The 15,833-nt window shown below is 73.0% G+C and carries 12 protein-coding genes and 2 tRNA genes; 8 read left to right on the forward strand and 6 right to left on the reverse strand.

Translation table 11 applies throughout. The annotated features are described in order from the left end of the window. Positions 1-49: 49 nt before the first annotated feature. Together snpA and ACFV1W_RS21750 are read right to left on the reverse strand one after the other, a co-directional pair. Positions 50-682, reverse strand: coding sequence for a snapalysin (snpA, locus tag ACFV1W_RS21745; RefSeq protein ID WP_380418848.1), 633 nt, complete (start codon positions 680-682; stop codon positions 50-52). A gap of 334 nt (positions 683-1,016) precedes the next feature. Next, positions 1,017-1,676, reverse strand: a complete 660-nt coding sequence (locus ACFV1W_RS21750; RefSeq protein WP_380418849.1) for a snapalysin family zinc-dependent metalloprotease — start codon at positions 1,674-1,676, stop codon at positions 1,017-1,019. Between the two features lie 273 nt (positions 1,677-1,949). Between ACFV1W_RS21750 and ACFV1W_RS21755 the strand changes: the two genes are divergently transcribed. Continuing rightward, positions 1,950-2,963, forward strand: a complete 1,014-nt coding sequence (locus ACFV1W_RS21755; RefSeq protein ID WP_380418896.1) for a LysR family transcriptional regulator — start codon at positions 1,950-1,952, stop codon at positions 2,961-2,963. Here ACFV1W_RS21755 and ACFV1W_RS21760 read toward each other — a convergent pair. Together ACFV1W_RS21760 and ACFV1W_RS21765 are read right to left on the reverse strand one after the other, a co-directional pair. Next, complete coding sequence (locus ACFV1W_RS21760) at positions 2,951-4,192, reverse strand: low temperature requirement protein A (protein ID WP_380418850.1); 1,242 nt, start codon at positions 4,190-4,192, stop codon at positions 2,951-2,953. The genes ACFV1W_RS21755 and ACFV1W_RS21760 overlap by 13 nt on opposite strands. Before the next feature lie 534 nt (positions 4,193-4,726). After that, on the reverse strand, positions 4,727-6,430 hold the full coding sequence (locus tag ACFV1W_RS21765; RefSeq protein WP_380418851.1) for an ABC transporter family substrate-binding protein: 1,704 nt from the start codon (positions 6,428-6,430) through the stop codon (positions 4,727-4,729). 333 nt (positions 6,431-6,763) lie between these two features. Here ACFV1W_RS21765 and ACFV1W_RS21770 point away from each other — a divergent pair, with 333 nt between their 5' ends. From ACFV1W_RS21770 to ACFV1W_RS21790, 5 genes are all read left to right on the forward strand, one after another. After that, positions 6,764-7,744, forward strand: coding sequence for an ABC transporter permease (locus tag ACFV1W_RS21770; protein WP_380418852.1), 981 nt, complete (start codon positions 6,764-6,766; stop codon positions 7,742-7,744). A gap of 15 nt (positions 7,745-7,759) precedes the next feature. Beyond that, a complete protein-coding gene (locus ACFV1W_RS21775) occupies positions 7,760-8,734 on the forward strand; it encodes an ABC transporter permease (protein ID WP_380418853.1) in 975 nt (324 codons plus the stop codon). After that, complete coding sequence (locus ACFV1W_RS21780) at positions 8,731-10,785, forward strand: dipeptide ABC transporter ATP-binding protein (protein ID WP_380418854.1); 2,055 nt, start codon at positions 8,731-8,733, stop codon at positions 10,783-10,785. Before ACFV1W_RS21775 ends, ACFV1W_RS21780 begins: the two co-directional genes overlap by 4 nt. A gap of 73 nt (positions 10,786-10,858) precedes the next feature. Beyond that, a tRNA-Lys gene (locus ACFV1W_RS21785) sits at positions 10,859-10,932 on the forward strand. Positions 10,933-11,005: 73 nt separating this feature from the next. After that, positions 11,006-11,665: a GPP34 family phosphoprotein gene (locus tag ACFV1W_RS21790; protein WP_380418855.1), complete on the forward strand. Its 660-nt coding sequence runs from the start codon at positions 11,006-11,008 to the stop codon at positions 11,663-11,665. 30 nt (positions 11,666-11,695) lie between these two features. On the opposite strand, the gene ACFV1W_RS21795 is transcribed toward ACFV1W_RS21790, so the two are convergent. After that, a complete protein-coding gene (locus ACFV1W_RS21795; protein WP_380418856.1) occupies positions 11,696-12,613 on the reverse strand; it encodes an alpha/beta fold hydrolase in 918 nt (305 codons plus the stop codon). Further along, the gene (locus tag ACFV1W_RS21800) at positions 12,610-12,843 is read right to left on the reverse strand and encodes a hypothetical protein (protein WP_380418857.1); all 234 of its coding nucleotides are present in this window, start codon (positions 12,841-12,843) and stop codon (positions 12,610-12,612) included. Before ACFV1W_RS21800 ends, ACFV1W_RS21795 begins: the two co-directional genes overlap by 4 nt. Before the next feature lie 123 nt (positions 12,844-12,966). On the opposite strand from ACFV1W_RS21800, the gene ACFV1W_RS21805 reads away from it, so the two are divergent. Both ACFV1W_RS21805 and ACFV1W_RS21810 read left to right on the forward strand, forming a co-directional pair. Continuing rightward, a tRNA-Lys gene (locus ACFV1W_RS21805) sits at positions 12,967-13,040 on the forward strand. 223 nt (positions 13,041-13,263) lie between these two features. Beyond that, positions 13,264-15,702, forward strand: coding sequence for a transglycosylase domain-containing protein (locus ACFV1W_RS21810; RefSeq protein ID WP_380418858.1), 2,439 nt, complete (start codon positions 13,264-13,266; stop codon positions 15,700-15,702). The last annotated feature ends 131 nt before the right edge of the window (positions 15,703-15,833 follow it).

A 15,833-nucleotide genomic window follows, 5' to 3' on the forward strand; every position in this document is an offset into this window, starting at 1 on the left:
CCCGGCCGCCGCGGACGCGGCCGGGCCGGGGGCGTTCAGCGGCGGCGGGTCAGCCGCGCGCCCAGAGCGAGTTGACCCGGCTGCGCTCGGTGGCGTTCGGGTACGGGTTGGTGCAGGACGTGCCGGGGCCGCCGCCCGACATCAGCTCACTGCACGGGCCGGAGTAGTGGTCCGGGAGGCCGAGCACGTGCCCGGTCTCGTGGGCCGTCACCCGGACCGAGTTGTACTGCCGGTTCTGCTGGTAGTCGAGGAAGACGTAGCCTCGCCCGTGCCCGTCGGTGCTGGCGTACGAGCCGCGGCTGTCGTTGCCCTCGTAGTAGCGGAAGTCGGCCGCCGAGCCGGACCGCAGCTGGACGTTGCTGACCGAACTGTTCCAGATCTGGGCGGCGTTGGCGATCTGGGTGCGGAAGGACGGGGCGGAGCTGGCGTCATAGGTGACCACGACGGTGGCCAGGCCCGGGCTGGCGGCCTGCTTGGCCTTGGCCGAGGCCATCACGGCCTGGAAGAACGCCTGGTTGTCCGCGGCCTCCTGGGCCGAACCGGCGTAGGTCGAGGGGGTGTAGCCCTGCACGGCCGCTGCGGCCGGGGCCGCCGGGGCGGCGGCCGCCGCGGTGGTGGGCAGCACGGCGAGGCCGGCCGCGAGGGCGAGGCCGAGGGTTGCGGACAGCACGGATCGCTTCATGTGGGGGCTCCTGAAGGGGTCCTGGAAGTGGGGGTTCCGGTCCCGGTGCCACGGCCGGGTTGGGGGCCGGCCTCGGGGGGACACCTGGTGACCGGGTGTCCCCAGAGCTTCGGGCAGCCCGGCGGCGGTGCGGATGATGTCAACCCGCGATAGCCCGGTGCAATGGCCCCCGGAACCCTCGGATTTGAGCCGTCTTTTACTCGTCTTGACTCGAACATGCCCCTGGCATTCCGTTCCGGGGGCGGCTAGGCTCCCCGGCGGGGAAGTACCCATGCGGCGACCCGCCCGTTTCCGGCCGGGCGGGCCGCTGCACCCGATTCGCCCTGCGGGCTGGTCAGTCGGCCGCCGCCGCGCCGTTCGCCCAGAGCGCGTCGACCTGCGCGCTCTCGTTGGCGTCGGGGTGCGCGTTCGCGCAGGACGGGCCGGGGCCGTGGCCCGACATCAGCTCGCTGCACGGGCCGGAGTAGTCGTCGGGCAGGCCGAGCACGTGCCCGGTCTCGTGGGCGACGATCCGGAGCGAGTAGTACTCCTGGGCCTGCCGGTGGTCGATGAAGATGTAGCCGTGCCCGTGTCCGTCGGTGCTGGCGTACGAGCCGCCGCCGTCGCCCTCGGTGTACGAGAAGTCGCCGGTGCCGCTGGTCTCCTGGAGCCGGACGCTGTGCACCGAGCCGTTCCAGATCCGCGCGGCGTCGGCGATGTCGCCGGTGAAGGAGGGCGCGTTGGCGGTGTCGTAGGTGACCGTGACGGTCTGCAGCCAGGGGTCGGCGGCCTGCCTGGCCATGGCCGAGGCCATCACGGCCCGGAAGAAGGCCTGGTTGTCCGCGGTCTCCTCCTCCGAACCCGCGTGAGCCGGGCCGGCGTCGGCACGGAGGGAGTGGTTCTGCGCGGACGGCGCCGCCGGGGCGGCGGGCGCGGCGACGGCGGTGGCGGGGAGGGTCACGAGGGCGGCGGCGAGGCCCAGGCCCAGGGTCGCGGACAGCACGGATCGCTTCATGTGGGGGCTCCGGTTCGCGGTGCGCCGGCCGGCCGGAGCCGGTGGGGGCCGGATCCGGCGGCGGTGGCGCGCGGTGGGGGACGTCCCGGCCGGGCCGGGACGGTGTGGCGCCCCTGAGCTTCGACCCGCACGGGCCCGTCGCGGATGATGTCAACCGGCGATAGCCCGGCCACATACGGCGGCGGTCGCCGGCCGCGCGCCCACCGCGACCGCCCGTGCGCACGCCCGGGCGTGCCGTCGGCATGCCCGCGATCTCCTGTCATGTCCTTGGCGATGTGGCGCGGCGACGTCTATGCTCCCGTCGTGGAGCTCGACGTGAGACACCTCCGGGTGCTGTGCGCGATCGCCGACACGGGCAGCCTCCGCAAGGCAGCGCTCCAACTCGGCATGACCCAGCCCTCCCTCACCACCCAGCTGCACCGCATCGAACGGGCCATCGGCGGGACCCTGTTCACCCGCGAGCAGACCGGCAGCCGGCCCACGCCGCTCGGCCACTCCGTGCTCTCCCGGGCCCGGCCGGTGATCAGCGAGATGGCCGCCCTGGTCGCCGCAGCCCGCCAGGAGGCCCGGGACACCACCGGGCCCGGCCGCCAGCGCCGGCTGCGGATCGGCAGCGTCGGCAGCCGGGCGGTCGCCGCCTGGCTGCGCCGGGTGCACGAGCGGCTGCCGGACACCGACACCACCATCCACGTCGACATCTCCGCCAGCGCACTGCTGCGGATGGTCGCCGCCGACCAGCTGGACGTGGCCTTCGTGCACGAGTGCGAGGGCTTCCCGCTGAGGGTGCCGCCGGACGCCGAGCACCGGGTGCTGATGGCCCGCGAGCCGCAGTTCGTCGCGCTCGCCGCCGGGCACCCGGCCGCCGCCCGCCCGGTCGTCCACCTGGCCGACCTCGCCGAGGACACCTGGATGGTCGACCCGACCGCCGACCACGAGTACGCCGCGATGCGCCGGGTTTTCAGCGAGGCCGGGCTCAATCCCCGGGTGGTACAGGTGCGGGACAACGCCACCGCCGCCGAGCTGGTCGCCTCCGGCGAGGCCGTCCGCCCCTGCCAGCCGACCTCACTGCCCGGGCCCGGCACGGTGGTCCGCCCGGTCCACGGGGACCCGCTGGCCGTCCGCCTGCTGTTCACCTGGCGCGCCCGGGTGCTCAGCCAGCCCGCCCTGGACGCGCTGTACGGCGAACTGCGCGCCGCCTACCTGGATCTGGCCAAGGTCAACCCGGCCTACCTGGACTGGCTGGCCCGGCACGAACCGGTGCTGCTGGAGCGGGTTCAGGCCTTCTGAGCCCCGGCGTCGCGGCCCTCCCGGCCCGCTCGGCTCTCCCTGCCGTGGATCAGCACCCCCACCGCGACCATCAGCGCGCAGACCAGTCCCGCCGCCAGCACCCCGGAGCCGCCCAGCGCGGTGCAGGCCAGCACCAGCACCGCCCCGGTCGGCGCCACCGACTGGGCGACCGCGCCGCGCTTGGTGTGCCGGGAGTGCAGGTACCAGACGGTGAACAGGTAGACCGCGGTCGGCACGGTGACCGTCGCGGTGGCGGCCGTCCCGGAGATCTCCGCCTTGTGCACGGCCGACTCCACCGCCACCTCCAGCCCGGCGCCGATCGCCGCCGCCGAGCCGAACACCACGTAGTGCCCGTAGCCCCAGGCGAAGGCCTGCCGGTTGGAGCGCAGGTGCTCGTGGACGGGCCGGGCGAAGTAGATCCACCAGGCCGCGAAGCAGATCAGCAGGCCACCGACCGCCACCGGCACCAGCCGGCCCAGTTCCTCGTGCTCGTCCACCGCCGACTGCACCGCGACCGTCGCGGCGGCCACCGTCTCGCCGAGCACGATCAGGGTGAAGAGGCCGTACCGCTCGGCGATGTGGTGCGGGTGCCAGGCCGTCTGCATCCGCAGTTCGGCGACCACCGGCACGGCCAGCTCGCACAGCACTCCGATCGGGACGACCACCGGCCGGGCGGCGTCCGGCAGCAGCAGCACCACCACCCAGCCGACCTGGCAGAGCGTGATCCCCACCGCGTAGCGCAGCGCGACCCGGCGCGCCTCGCCCTGCTCGGCGGCCGCCGCGCGCAGCCACTGGGTGACCATCGCCAGGCGCATCACCACGTACCCGGTGATCGCCAGCGCCAGGTCCTGGGTGGCGAACAGCCGCGGCACCCCGGCCGCGAGGATCAGCACGCCGGCGATCTGCACCAGCGTGGTCACCCGGTACGGCACGTCGTCGCAGTCGTACGCGGAGGCGAACCAGGTGAAGTTCATCCAGGCCCACCAGATGGCGAAGAAGGCGAGCGCGTAGCCGCCCAGGCCCTCGCCGTAGTGCCCGGCCGCGAGGGAGTGGGCGAGTTCGCGGCCGGCCTGGCCGACCGCGACCACGAAGCAGAGGTCGAAGAAGAGTTCCAGCGGGGTCGCGACCCGGTGCGGTTCGTGGCGGTCGCGCGGGACCATCCGGCGCACCGGGGGCGGGTCGACGTGCTGCGCTCGGGGGGCGGCCGCGGCGCCGGGGTCGCTGGTCATCGGTGCTGCTCCGGGGGTCGGGGAGGAGACGGAGGGGGGAGGCCGGGGCCGGGCAGGCCGGGGCCTGGGGAGGGCTCGCCGTCCCGCATCCTGGCAGCGGCCAGGTCCCCGCGCACGCACCGGCGCGACGCGTGCGCCGCGCGCGGCACCGGTGCGCGCGGCAGTGCGACAACTCCGTTCGACCCCGGGCGCGATGCCCCTGTATGCCCCTTTTCTCCTTGCCGTCAGCGAGAGTTGACGCTCCGGTGCGCGAAGTGGGTGACAGCCCGGCGGGTTTCCGGGCGCGCCCCGCGCGCTGCACCGCGACCGACCGCTACACCCCGCTAGATTCTTCCCCGGTTGGAAGCGAGCGCGGGCCCCTGCGGGGCCCCATGACACGGGCGGCCTGCGGGCAACGCGGAAGGTCAAGGCCGGTGGCAGGACAGCGGGGGCGGCGTAGCCGGCCCACCCGTGTCCGCACCACCGGCCTCGTGATCACCGCGCTGCTCGCCAGCGCCTGCCGTGCGGTCGCCCTCGCCGCCTCGACGGCCCGGGCTACTTCTCCCAGCCGATCTTGGCGTAGTCCGTGCTCCCCAGGCCGAACGCACCCTCGTTGGCCAGGCCCTTGCGGGTCGCCACCACGACCGGCCGCTGGTAGAGCTCGACGGTGTGGCCGAGTTCCCAGATCTTCGCGTCCGCCTGGTTGTAGAGCTTCGCGGCCTCCGCCGGATCGAGCGTGCCGGCCGCCTTCTTCAGCAGCGCGTCGATCTCGGGCGTGCCGAGCTTCGAGTAGTTGCCGAAGACGTTGTCGCCGACCGGCAGACGGAAGTTGGTGAGCGAGGTCGACAGCGGGAACGAGTCGGTGTTCCGCCAACTGGCGATCTCGAACTTGCCCGGATTCACGTACTTGGTGAAGAAGTCGTTGGCGGGGACCTTGTCGAGGTCGACCTTCACCCCGGCGGCCAGCCACATCGCCGCCGCGGCCGTCGCCAGGTCCAGCTGCGCCTGGGGGGTGGAATCGTTGATCACCCAGTGCAGTTGCAGCTGCTGCCCGTCCTTGGTGCGCGGCTGACCGCTGCCCGCGTCCTTCCATCCCGCGTCGTCGAGCAGCTTCTTGGCGGCGGCCAGGTCGAACTTCGCCCACTCACCGGAGTTGTCCTGGTAGCCGGTCTGGTTGGGCATGAAGATGTGGTTGCCGAGCGGCTTGAACTCCACCGGCACACCGTTGTTCGCGATCTTGATCAGCGAGGACCGGTCGAGCGCCTTCCCGAGCGCCTGTCGGACCTTCTGGTCTGCCAGGGCCCCGCCCTGGCCGAACGAGATGTGCACGTCGTCCCACGGACTGGCGGCCCGGATGACGGCGTCCTTGGCACCCTTGAGCTGCCCGTACGCGGCGGCGGTGCCGGCCGTGGCGAGGTCGATCTCGTTGTTGAGGAACGCCTGCGTCGTCGCCGACTGCGACATCACCCGGAAGGTGATCCGGTCGAGCTTGGCCTTCGTCCCCCACCACGCCGGGTCCGGGACCAGGGTCAGGGTCTGCGCGGTCTTGTCCGCCGTCCCGATCTTCAGCGCCGCCGCCGTGATCGGGATCTTGTCCACCCAGGCCTGGTTGAAGTCCTGGGCCGTACCGATGCCGGCCGCCGGGATCAGCGGGCGGAACAGGTTCTGCCAGTCCGCGTACGGCTCGGAGAAGGTCACCTTGACCTCGGTCGGGTCCGCGCCCTGCTCGACGGAGGTGATGAGCTCGTAGCCGGAGGAGTCGGCGATGTTGTAGCCGTCCTTCTTGCCGTTGCTGGCCTCCCAGTCCGCCTTGAAGTCCAGATAGCTCAGCGGCTTGCCGTCCGACCACTTGGCCTTGGGGTTGAGCTTGTAGGTGATCACCTGCGGCGAGGTCGAGGTGATCTTCGCCTCCTGGAGGTAGTCGGCGACGGGCTGGAAGTTCCCGGAGGCGTCGGTGGTGAAGAGGTCGGGCTCCAGCGCGCGCATGATCTCGACCGCGTCGCCGTACCTGCCGTCCACCTGGAACGGGTTCCACTGGGTGATCCACTGGTACAGCGGCAGGCGCACCTCCCCGCCGTCCCTGACCTGGTCCAACGGCTTGGCGTTGATGTCCTGGGAGTCCTGACGCGGCGGCTCGCTCTTGGCCACGTCACCCGCCGATCCGCCTCCGCCCGAGGTGCACGCGGTGACCGCGAGCGCGACGGCGACGGCGAGGGCCGTCGCCCGGCCGAGACGGCGGGCCGTGGTGGAAGCGTCCATGGGGGTCCCCCTGGTGAGGTCTGTGGAACGGGAGTTCGGGCGCAGCAGGCATGACTTGGCTTGAGCATGGGCACTCAATCCGGCACCGAGCCAGAGGAAGGTAACAGCGGATCAGATCCGCCACCAGGGGGAGGAGCGCACACCTGATCCAGAAGTCACGGGCCGCAACGCTGCCGCAAGACCCCCGCCGCGCCCGGGTGCTTCACTCTGACCTGCGCATCCCCGACTCCTCCGTCCCGACTGCCGATTGACGCCCCGACCGGGCCCGACCGAAGGCCACCACCCGATGCCCACCAGACGCGTCGGCCCCGCCCCCACCCCGGGCGGCCGTTGATGCTCCGCTACCTCACCAAGCGGCTCGGCTACTACGCGGCGCTGCTGATCGCCGCCGTCTTCCTGGCGTACGCGATCTCCGCGACCGCCCTCCAGCCCCGCACCTACTTCGACGCCAAGGTCCCGCGCCCGTCCGCCGAGTCGGTCGAGCACCAGCTCAGCGCGCTCAACCTGAACGACCGGACACCGGTGCTGGTGCGCTTCGGCCACTGGACCGGCGGGCTGCTCCACGGCGACCTCGGGCGGACCATCCACGACACCCCGGTCTCCGACGACTTCAGCCGCCGGGTCTGGGTCTCGCTGCGACTGATGCTGCTGGGCAGCCTGCTGGGCATGGTCCTCGGCGTCGCCGCCGGGGCGTGGAGCGCGGTGCGCCAGTACCGGATCTCCGACCGGCTGCTCACCGTGCTGTCCTTCGTGCTGCTCTCCACCCCGGTCTTCCTGGTCGCACTGTTCCTCAAGAACGGCGCGATCGCCGCGAAGGACGCGGCCGGCCACGAGGTCGTCCCGTTCACCGGCTACGAGACCCCCGGCCTGGCCGGCGGACTCGGCGCCCATCTCGCCGACTGGGCGCTGCACCTGCTGCTGCCCACCGTCTCGCTGGCCCTCGGCGGCCTCGCCACCTACAGCCGCTACCAGCGCGGCACCATGCTCGACGTGCTCGGCTCCGACTACCTGCGCACCGCCGAGGCCAAGGGCCTCACCCGCCGCCGGGCCCTGCTCAAGCACGGGCTGCGGACCGCCGTGATCCCGATGTCGACCATGTTCGCCTACAGCTTCCTGGGCATCTTCACCGGCGCGATCTTCACCGAGACGATCTTCGGCTGGCACGGCATGGGCGAGTGGCTGATCCAGTCGATCAACGAACAGGACGTCAACTCGGTCGTCGCGATCGACCTGTTCACCGCCGTGGTGGTGCTCGCCTCCGGCTTCCTGGCCGACACCCTGCACGCCGCCCTCGACCCGCGCGTGCGGTCCTGACCGGAGGAGACCGAGATGACCGCCCTCTCCGTGGAACCCGCCGAGCCCTCCGGCCCCGTCGGACCCGCCGAGTCGCCCGTGCCCGTCCCCGCCCGGGCGACCGGCCGTGGACGCCTCGTCCTCGCCCGGCTGCTCGCCGCCCGGGGCGCCCTGGTCGGCGCCGTCGTCGTCCTGCTGCTGTTCGTGCTCGCCTTCGGCGGCCCGTACCTGACGCCCTGGGACTACGCCGCCCCCGACTTCACCGCGCTGCACCAGCCCCCTTCCGCCGAGCACTGGTTCGGCACCAACGGGGTCGGCCAGGACGTGTTCGCCCAGACCGTCCGCGGGCTGCAGAAGTCGCTGATCATCGGCCTGCTGGTGGCCCTGTTCTCCACCGTGCTGGCCTCCGTGGTGGGAGCCTGCGCCGGCTACTTCGGCGGCTGGGCCGACCGGGCGCTGATGTTCCTGGTCGACCTCCTCCTGGTCTTCCCCAGCTTCCTGATCATCACCGTCGTCTCGTCGCGGCTGAAGAGCGCCGGCTGGATCGCGTTCGTGCTGCTGCTCGCCCTGTTCAACTGGATGATCACCGCGCGGGTGGTCCGCTCGATGACCCTCTCCCTGCGCGAGCGCGAATTCGTGCGTGCCGCACGGTTCATGGGAGTGCGACCGCTACGGATCATCAGCCGGCACATCCTGCCGAACGTCGCCTCCTTCCTCATCATCGACGCCACCATCGCCGTCGGCGGCGCGGTGGTGAGCGAGACCGCGCTCTCCTACTTCGGCTTCGGGGTCAAGGCGCCGGACGTCTCGCTCGGCACCCTGCTCGCCGCCGGGACCAGCGAGGCCCCGGTGTTCCCCTGGATGTTCTACTTCGCGGCCGGGCTGCTGGTGCTGTTCGTGCTCGCCGTCAACCTGGTCGGGGACGGGCTGCGCGACGCCCTCGACCCGACCGCCGGGGACGCTCCCCGCCGGTCCCCCCGCTCCCGTCGTTCGTGGAGGAAGCAGAAGTGACCACCGCCGTCGAGACCCCGCTGCTCGCCGTCCGGGACCTGCGGGTGGACTTCGCCGGCCCGCACGGCCCGGTGCCCGCCGTGCGGGGGGTGGACCTCACCCTGCGGCGCGGCGAGACCCTCGGCATCGTCGGCGAGTCCGGCTCCGGGAAGTCCGTCACCGCGCTGTCCGTGCTCGGCCTGCTGCCGGGCACCGCCCGGGTCGGCGGCTCGGTGCGGCTCGACGGCCGGGAACTGGTCGGCCTGCCCGGCAAGGAGCTCGCCGCGATCCGCGGCCGCAAGGTCGCCATGGTCTTCCAGGACCCGCTGTCCGCCTTCACCCCGGTCTACCGGATCGGCGACCAGATCGCCGAGGCGGTCCGGGTCCACCAGCCGGTCGACCGGGCCACCGCCCGCCGCCGGGCCGCCGAACTGCTCGACCTGGTCGGCATTCCGGCGCCAGACCGGGCCCTGGACAGCTTCCCGCACGAATTCTCCGGCGGCATGCGCCAGCGCGCGATGATCGCCATGGCCATCGCCAACGAGCCCGACATCCTGCTCGCCGACGAGCCCACCACCGCCCTGGACGTCACCATCCAGGCCCAGGTGCTCGACGTGCTGCGCACCGCCAGGGAGGAGACCGGCGCGGCCCTCGTCCTGGTCAGTCACGACCTCGGGGTGATCGCCGGGGCGGCCGACCGGGTCGCCGTGATGTACGCGGGCCGGGTGGTCGAGACCGCCGGGGTGGACGAGCTGTTCGCGGCCCCGCGCCACCCGTACACGCTCGGCCTGATCGGCGCGCTGCCCCGGCTGGACGGGCGCGGCGGACCGCTCGTACCGATCCCCGGCGCCCCGGCGCCGATGGCCGAACTGCCGCCCGGCTGCCCGTTCGCCGCGCGCTGCCCGCTGGCGGAGGAGCGCTGTTCGGCGGCGGAGCCCGCGTTGAGCGGGGACGACGGGCACCGGGCAGCCTGCGTGCGCTCGGCGGAGCTGGCCGAACGGCGGCCCGCGCCGAGCGAGGTGTACCCCGCGCCGGAGCTGCCGCCCGGGCCGTCCGCCGGGGACCGCTCCGGGCGCGCGCCGGTCCTGTCGGTGAGCGGGCTGGGAAAGACGTTTCCGCTGCTCAAGGGCACGGTGTTCAAGCGCAAGATCGGCGAGGTCTATGCGGTGGACGGCGTCGAGCTGGACCTGCGGGCGGGCGAGACCCTCGGCCTGGTCGGGGAGTCCGGCTCGGGCAAGTCCACCACCCTGTTCGAACTGCTGAAGCTGGGCGCCCCCGAGACCGGCCGGATCGAACTGCTCGGCCACGACACCGCCCGGCTCACCCGGTCCGAGGCCCAGCGGCTCCGGGCCGAGCTGCAGATCGTGTTCCAGGACCCGATGGCCAGCCTCGACCCCCGGATGCCGGTCGGAGACATCGTCGCCGAACCCCTGCGCGCCCAGCGTGCCCCGCGCGAGGAGATCGCCCGCCGGGTACCCGAACTGCTGCGACAGGTCGGCCTCGACCCGGAGCACGCCGCCCGCTACCCGCACCAGTTCTCCGGCGGGCAGCGCCAGCGCGTCTCCATCGCCCGGGCGCTCGCCGTCCGGCCGAAGCTGCTGGTCCTGGACGAACCGGTCTCCGCGCTGGACGTCTCGATCCAGGCTGGCGTGCTCAACCTGCTGCAAGAGCTCAAGGCCGAACTCGGCCTGTCCTACCTGTTCGTCTCCCACGACCTCTCGGTGATCCGGCACCTCGCCGACCGGGTCAGCGTGATGTACCTCGGACGGACGGTCGAGCAGGGCGAGGCCTCCGCCGTCTTCGACCACCCCCGCCACCCCTACACCCGGGCCCTGCTCTCCGCCGTCCCGCTGCCCGACCCGGCCGCCGAGCGCGCCCGCGACCGCGTCCTGCTCGCCGGGGACCCTCCCTCGCCCACCGAGCGCCGTACCGGCTGCGCCTTCCGCGCCCGCTGCCCGCTCTACGCCGGGCTCCGGGACGCGGCGGCCCGGGAGCGGTGCGAGCGGGAGCGTCCGGCGCTCGCCGGCTTCGACGCGGCGGACCAGCAGGCGGCCTGCCACCACCCGCGGTGACCACGGTGGGTGTTCGGCCGAATACGATTCGGCGGATCGGGCCGGCGGCGTGTACTGTCTTCCACGTCAGCAGGCGCCGCTAGCTCAGTTGGTTAGAGCAGCTGACTCTTAATCAGCGGGTCCGGGGTTCGAGTCCCTGGCGGCGCACATGGCAAGGTCTCAGGCCGTCCACTCCGGTGGGCGGCCTGAGGCGTTTCCGGGGCGGGTATTCCTTTCCTCCATGACCTCCTCCGACACCCGCCCACTGGCCGAGGAACTGTTGCTGCTCTGCGCCGACCCGGTATCCGGGCGCCTGCGGTCCCCGACCGCCTTCCCGACCGCGATCGCGGGCGCCGTCCTCGCCGAGATGCAGCTGACGGGCACCATCACCGTCGAGGGCCGCCGGATCACCGCCTTCGCGCGGTCGGGCGGCCACGACGAACTCACCACCAGGGTGCTGACCGCGCTGGAACGGGCGGGCACGAGCCACCGCCGGACCACACTCGACCACGCGCTGGGCACGCTCCGTTACCGCAGTGGCCCCCGGCGGTACCTGGACCGGCTGACCGACCAGGGCGTGCTCACCGTCCGCTCCCCCGCCTTCCTCGGGCTGCCCCGCCGCCGCTGGACCGCCGTCCGGCCGGACACCGGGGCGCTGATCGCCGAACGGGTGGCGGCGACGCTGGCCCGGACCGCCGGCTCCGGCCCGACCAACCCTGCGGAGCAGCGCGACCACCAGCTCGCCGGGCTGATCGGGGCGGCCCACCTGGAGCGTCGGCTGTACCCGGGAACGGCGGGCGAGCCGACCCGGCGCGTGGTGCGGCAGCTCGCCCACGGACTGCTCGTCCCCCAGGCCGTGAACCGGGCCGCGGCCCGGCGCAGGAGGGCGATGAGCAGCTGAGGGGCTGAGCCCCTCAACAGCTCCGGGCCCTCAGCTCGTGTCGAGGACGGCGGAGGCCACCGCGTCCGGGCGGTCGAACATCACCAGGTGCCCGGCCGGGGCCGTGGTCCGGTAGTCGGCCCCGAGCAGCGTCGCCAGTTCCCGCTGCCGGGCCAGCCAGGACTCGGTGCGGTCGGTCCGGCAGCCGTCGTCGGCGGCCAGCACGGTGACCGGCAGGTCCTCGGGCAGCGGCCGGGTGCGGCGCAGTTCGTCCAGCTCGGCCGCCACGTCCAGGTAGCGCCCGTTCTCCCGCAGCAGCGCGCGCAGGGCCCGGCCGGTGCGGTAGCAGTGCCGGACCAGCGGCGCCGGGGCGAGGTCCTCGCGGCGGACGGTGGACAGCCGGGCGGTCAGGCGGCGGGCGGTCGGGCCGAGCAGGTACGGCACGGCGAGGGCGGTCGCGGCGCCCGCCAGGGCCCGGGCCGCCACGTCCCGCGCGGCGGGCGCCGGGTACGGGCGGGGCTCCGGTTCGGCGCTGCCGTCGACCAGGACCAGCCCGGCGGCCCGCTCGGGGTGCAGCCGGGCAAAGGCCTCCACGTGGAGACCCGCGAGCGAGTGGCCGACCAGGGTGCAGGGCCCGCCCAGCCCGAGGCCGTCCAGCACCGCGCGGATCCGCTCGGCCTCCCCGGCCGCCGTCGGCGCGGGGCGCCCGGTGGCGGGCTCTGCGGCGCTCAGCCCGTAACCGGGCCGGTCGAAGCGGACGACGGTGCGGTAGGGGGTGAGGAAGGGGACGACGAGGTCCCAGTCGAACCAGCTGCTGCCCAGACCGCCGGTGAGCAGGCAGACCGGGCCGCTGCCCTCGGTGCGGACGTGCAGCGGGACGCCGCCGACGCGCAGGAACCGCGCCCGGGGAGCGGAGGCGGGGGAGCCTCTCGGGCCGGTGGGGTCGTTCGGGCCGGTGGGTGGGGTCATGCCAGCCTCCGGTCGACGGTCGGTTCGCCCGGGGCACCTGCTTCGCCCCGCCCGTACCACCCGCACCGGCCGTCCGGCCTGTCGGAGCGGGCGACGTCCACGGCCAGGACGGCCGGCCGGAGCGCGGCCAGGAACTCCTGCAGCAGCAGGACCTCGACCGTCGTCCGCACGCGGTGGTGCCGGGGGTGGGAGCGTCGGAATCGAGGGTGTCCGGGCTGGGGGCTGGGCACGTTTCCACCCTAGTCGTCGGCCGAAATCCCCCCAAACGGGAGGAAAGGTCGCTCGGGCACCGGGTGGAGCGGACGCGGTTCGAGGCACCCCCCGGAACCGTGTATTGTTTTCCAGGTCAGCAGGCGCCGCTAGCTCAGTTGGTTAGAGCAGCTGACTCTTAATCAGCGGGTCCGGGGTTCGAGTCCCTGGCGGCGCACAGACAGTTGGGGAGCCTCTCGCAACAGCGAGGGGCTCCCCGATTTTTTGGCCATCAATGTCCGTTTTATGTGTGATGTCGGTCTCGATTGCCGTTCCGGTGGAGCCATTGGGCCCGCCCGGCTCGTCCAGGGCAGTAAACCGGAATCGGGACAAAGGTCCCCAACCGCCGATGTCCCCGTCTGTGCAGGCTGGCCCGGTCCGCCCGCAGGAAAGGCCGCGCCTTGTTCCGAAACGCCCAGAGCGGCCGACCGCCGATAGGTCTCCCGCCGGTCAAGCGGCTCAAGCGCTCCACCACCACGGCGCCCGGCGGCAAGAAGCCGCGCCGCCCCAGGCGCACCGGCTGGCGCCGGCTGATACCCACCTGGCGGATGACCCTGCTGGGCTTCGCCGCGGCACTGCTGCTCGGCGTCGGCCTGTTCGCGCTGGGGGTCGCGCTGGTGAAAGTCCCGGACGCGCACGCCGCCGCGACGGCCCAGAGCAACACCTGGCTCTACGCCGACGGCTCGGTGATCACCCGCACCGGCCAGACCAACCGGCAGAACGTCGGTCTGGACAAGGTCTCCCCCGCCGCCCAGCACGCCGCGCTGGCCGCCGAGGACCGCAACTTCTACAACGAGGGCGCCGTCAACGTGCAGGGCCTGGTCCGGGCCGCCCTCAACACCGCCAAGGGCGAGGGCACCCAGGGCGGCTCCACCATCACGCAGCAGTACGTGAAGAACACGTACCTGGACCAGAAGCAGTCGATCACCCGCAAGGTGAAGGAACTCTTCATCGCGATCAAGGTGGACGCCACCGAGAGCAAGGACGACATCCTCTCCGGCTACCTCAACACCTCCTACTACGGTCGCGGCGCGTACGGCGTCCAGGCCGCCGCCCAGGCGTACTTCGGCGTCGACGCCTCCGCGCTCAACCCGGCCCAGGGCGCCTACCTGGCCACCCTGCTGAACGCCCCGAGCGCCTACGACGTCGCCACCGCGACCCCCGCGGGCAAGCAGAACGCCGTCAACCGCTGGAACTACGTCATGGACGGCATGGTGAAGAAGGGCTGGCTCTCCGCCGACGAGCGGGCCAGGACCACCTTCCCGGACGTCAAGGACCCGCAGCCCAACCCGGGCCTGTCCGGCCAGTCCGGCTACCTGGTGGACGCGGCCACCCAGTACCTCACCTCGAACAACGTCATCAGCGAGACCGAGCTGGCCAAGGGCGGCTACACGATCAAGCTGAGCATCGACCCGACCCGCCAGCAGGCCCTGCAGGACTCCGTCCAGGCGCAGCTGCACGACACCCTGAACCCGGACAAGCGGAAGAAGGACGCGGCGGCCCAGGCCGGCGCCGTCTCGGTGGACCCTAAGACCGGCGCGGTCGTCGCCCTGTACGGCGGCGTCGACTACGTGAAGCACTACGTCGACAACGCCACCCGGCGGGACTACCAGGCCGGTTCGACCTTCAAGGCGATCGCGCTGGCCGCCGCCTTCGAGAACAACGCCAAGACCCAGGACGGCCGGACCGTCACCCCGCGCACGATCTACGACGGCACCAGCGGCCGCAAGGTCCGCGGCGGCAAGGGCACGCCGTACGCGCCGCCGAACGAGGGCGACAGGAGCTACGGCCAGATCAGCCTCCAGCAGGCCATCGACTGGTCGATCAACTCCGCCTTCGCCCAGCTCGCCCAGGACACCGGGCTGCAGAAGGTCAAGGACACCGGCATCGCGCTGGGTCTGCCCGCCAACACCCCCGGGCTGGACCCGGTGCCGTCCATCCCGCTGGGCGCGGCCACCCCGAGCGTGCTCGACATGGCCGGGGTGTACGCCACCCTGGACAACGGCGGCAAGCAGATCACCCCGTGGCTGGTGCAGTCGGTGGACCGCGGCGGCGAGTCCGTGGCGCTGCCCGCGCACAAGACCACCCAGGCGATCAGCGCGGACACCGCCAACGAGGTCACCTCCATGCTCCAGGGCGTGGTGAGCGACCCGGGCGGCACCGGTTGGCGAGCGAAGGCGCTGGGCCGCCCGGTGGCGGGCAAGACGGGTACCACGGACGACCAGAAGTCCGTCTGGTTCGTCGGCTACACCCCCGAGCTGGTCACCTCGGTCGCGCTGTTCGGCCAGGACCCGGGCACCGGCGCCCAGGTCAGCCTCAGCGGCGTCGGCGGGATCGACGGCGCGGCGGGCGGCCAGTACCCGGCGCAGATCTGGACCAGCTACATGAAGGCCGCGCTCAAGGGCCAGCCGGTGAGCGACTTCCCAACCCCCGCGGACGGCGGCGACTCCTCGGGCGCCACCGAGCTGCCGACCGTTTCGAGCACGCCGAGCGGCACCCCGTCGACCGGCAGCGCCACGCCGAGCACCGGCGCCGGCAACCAGCAGGGCGACGGCTCCGGTGCGAACCCGGCGGGCGGCTCGGGATCGGGGTCCGGTTCGGGTTCGGGTCCGGGGTCCGGCTCGGGCACGGGCACGGGTTCGGGCACGGGTTCCGGCTCCGACGGGAACGGCACCGGGACGGGCGGTCAGCCCACCAGCCAGCCCACCTCGCGGCCCACCGTCCGGCCGACCTCGCGGCCGACGCCGACCACCCAGCCGACCACCGGCCCGACCGGGCAGCCGACGAACCAGCCCACCGGCGGGACGGACGCGCTCACGGGGGCTGCGGCCGGGGGCTGACCGTCCCTCCGGGCGACGTCACTCCGGGCGACGTCATTCCGCGCGGGCCGGATCACCGACACGGGGCGGTGTTCCGGCCCGCGGCGGGGATCTCGCCCTTGCGGACAGTTGCTGTGTCTTATTCACAACAA

It is taken from the genome of Kitasatospora sp. NPDC059648 (assembly GCF_042734825.1).
Classification (GTDB): Bacteria; Actinomycetota; Actinomycetes; order Streptomycetales; family Streptomycetaceae; genus Kitasatospora.

What these genes read in the sequence shown, in the direction of transcription:
- ACFV1W_RS21775 (WP_380418853.1), top strand. Translation starts at nt 7,760, where the DNA reads ATGACCGCCCTCTCCGTGGAACCCGCCGAGCCCTCCGGCCCCGTCGGA.
- ACFV1W_RS21795 (WP_380418856.1), bottom strand. Translation starts at nt 12,613, where the DNA reads ATGACCCCACCCACCGGCCCGAACGACCCCACCGGCCCGAGAGGCTCC.
- ACFV1W_RS21770 (WP_380418852.1), top strand. Translation starts at nt 6,764, where the DNA reads ATGCTCCGCTACCTCACCAAGCGGCTCGGCTACTACGCGGCGCTGCTG.
- ACFV1W_RS21755 (WP_380418896.1), top strand. Translation starts at nt 1,950, where the DNA reads ATGTGGCGCGGCGACGTCTATGCTCCCGTCGTGGAGCTCGACGTGAGA.
- ACFV1W_RS21760 (WP_380418850.1), bottom strand. Translation starts at nt 4,192, where the DNA reads ATGACCAGCGACCCCGGCGCCGCGGCCGCCCCCCGAGCGCAGCACGTC.
- ACFV1W_RS21750 (WP_380418849.1), bottom strand. Translation starts at nt 1,676, where the DNA reads ATGAAGCGATCCGTGCTGTCCGCGACCCTGGGCCTGGGCCTCGCCGCC.
- ACFV1W_RS21790 (WP_380418855.1), top strand. Translation starts at nt 11,006, where the DNA reads ATGACCTCCTCCGACACCCGCCCACTGGCCGAGGAACTGTTGCTGCTC.
- snpA (WP_380418848.1), bottom strand. Translation starts at nt 682, where the DNA reads ATGAAGCGATCCGTGCTGTCCGCAACCCTCGGCCTCGCCCTCGCGGCC.
- ACFV1W_RS21765 (WP_380418851.1), bottom strand. Translation starts at nt 6,430, where the DNA reads ATGGACGCTTCCACCACGGCCCGCCGTCTCGGCCGGGCGACGGCCCTC.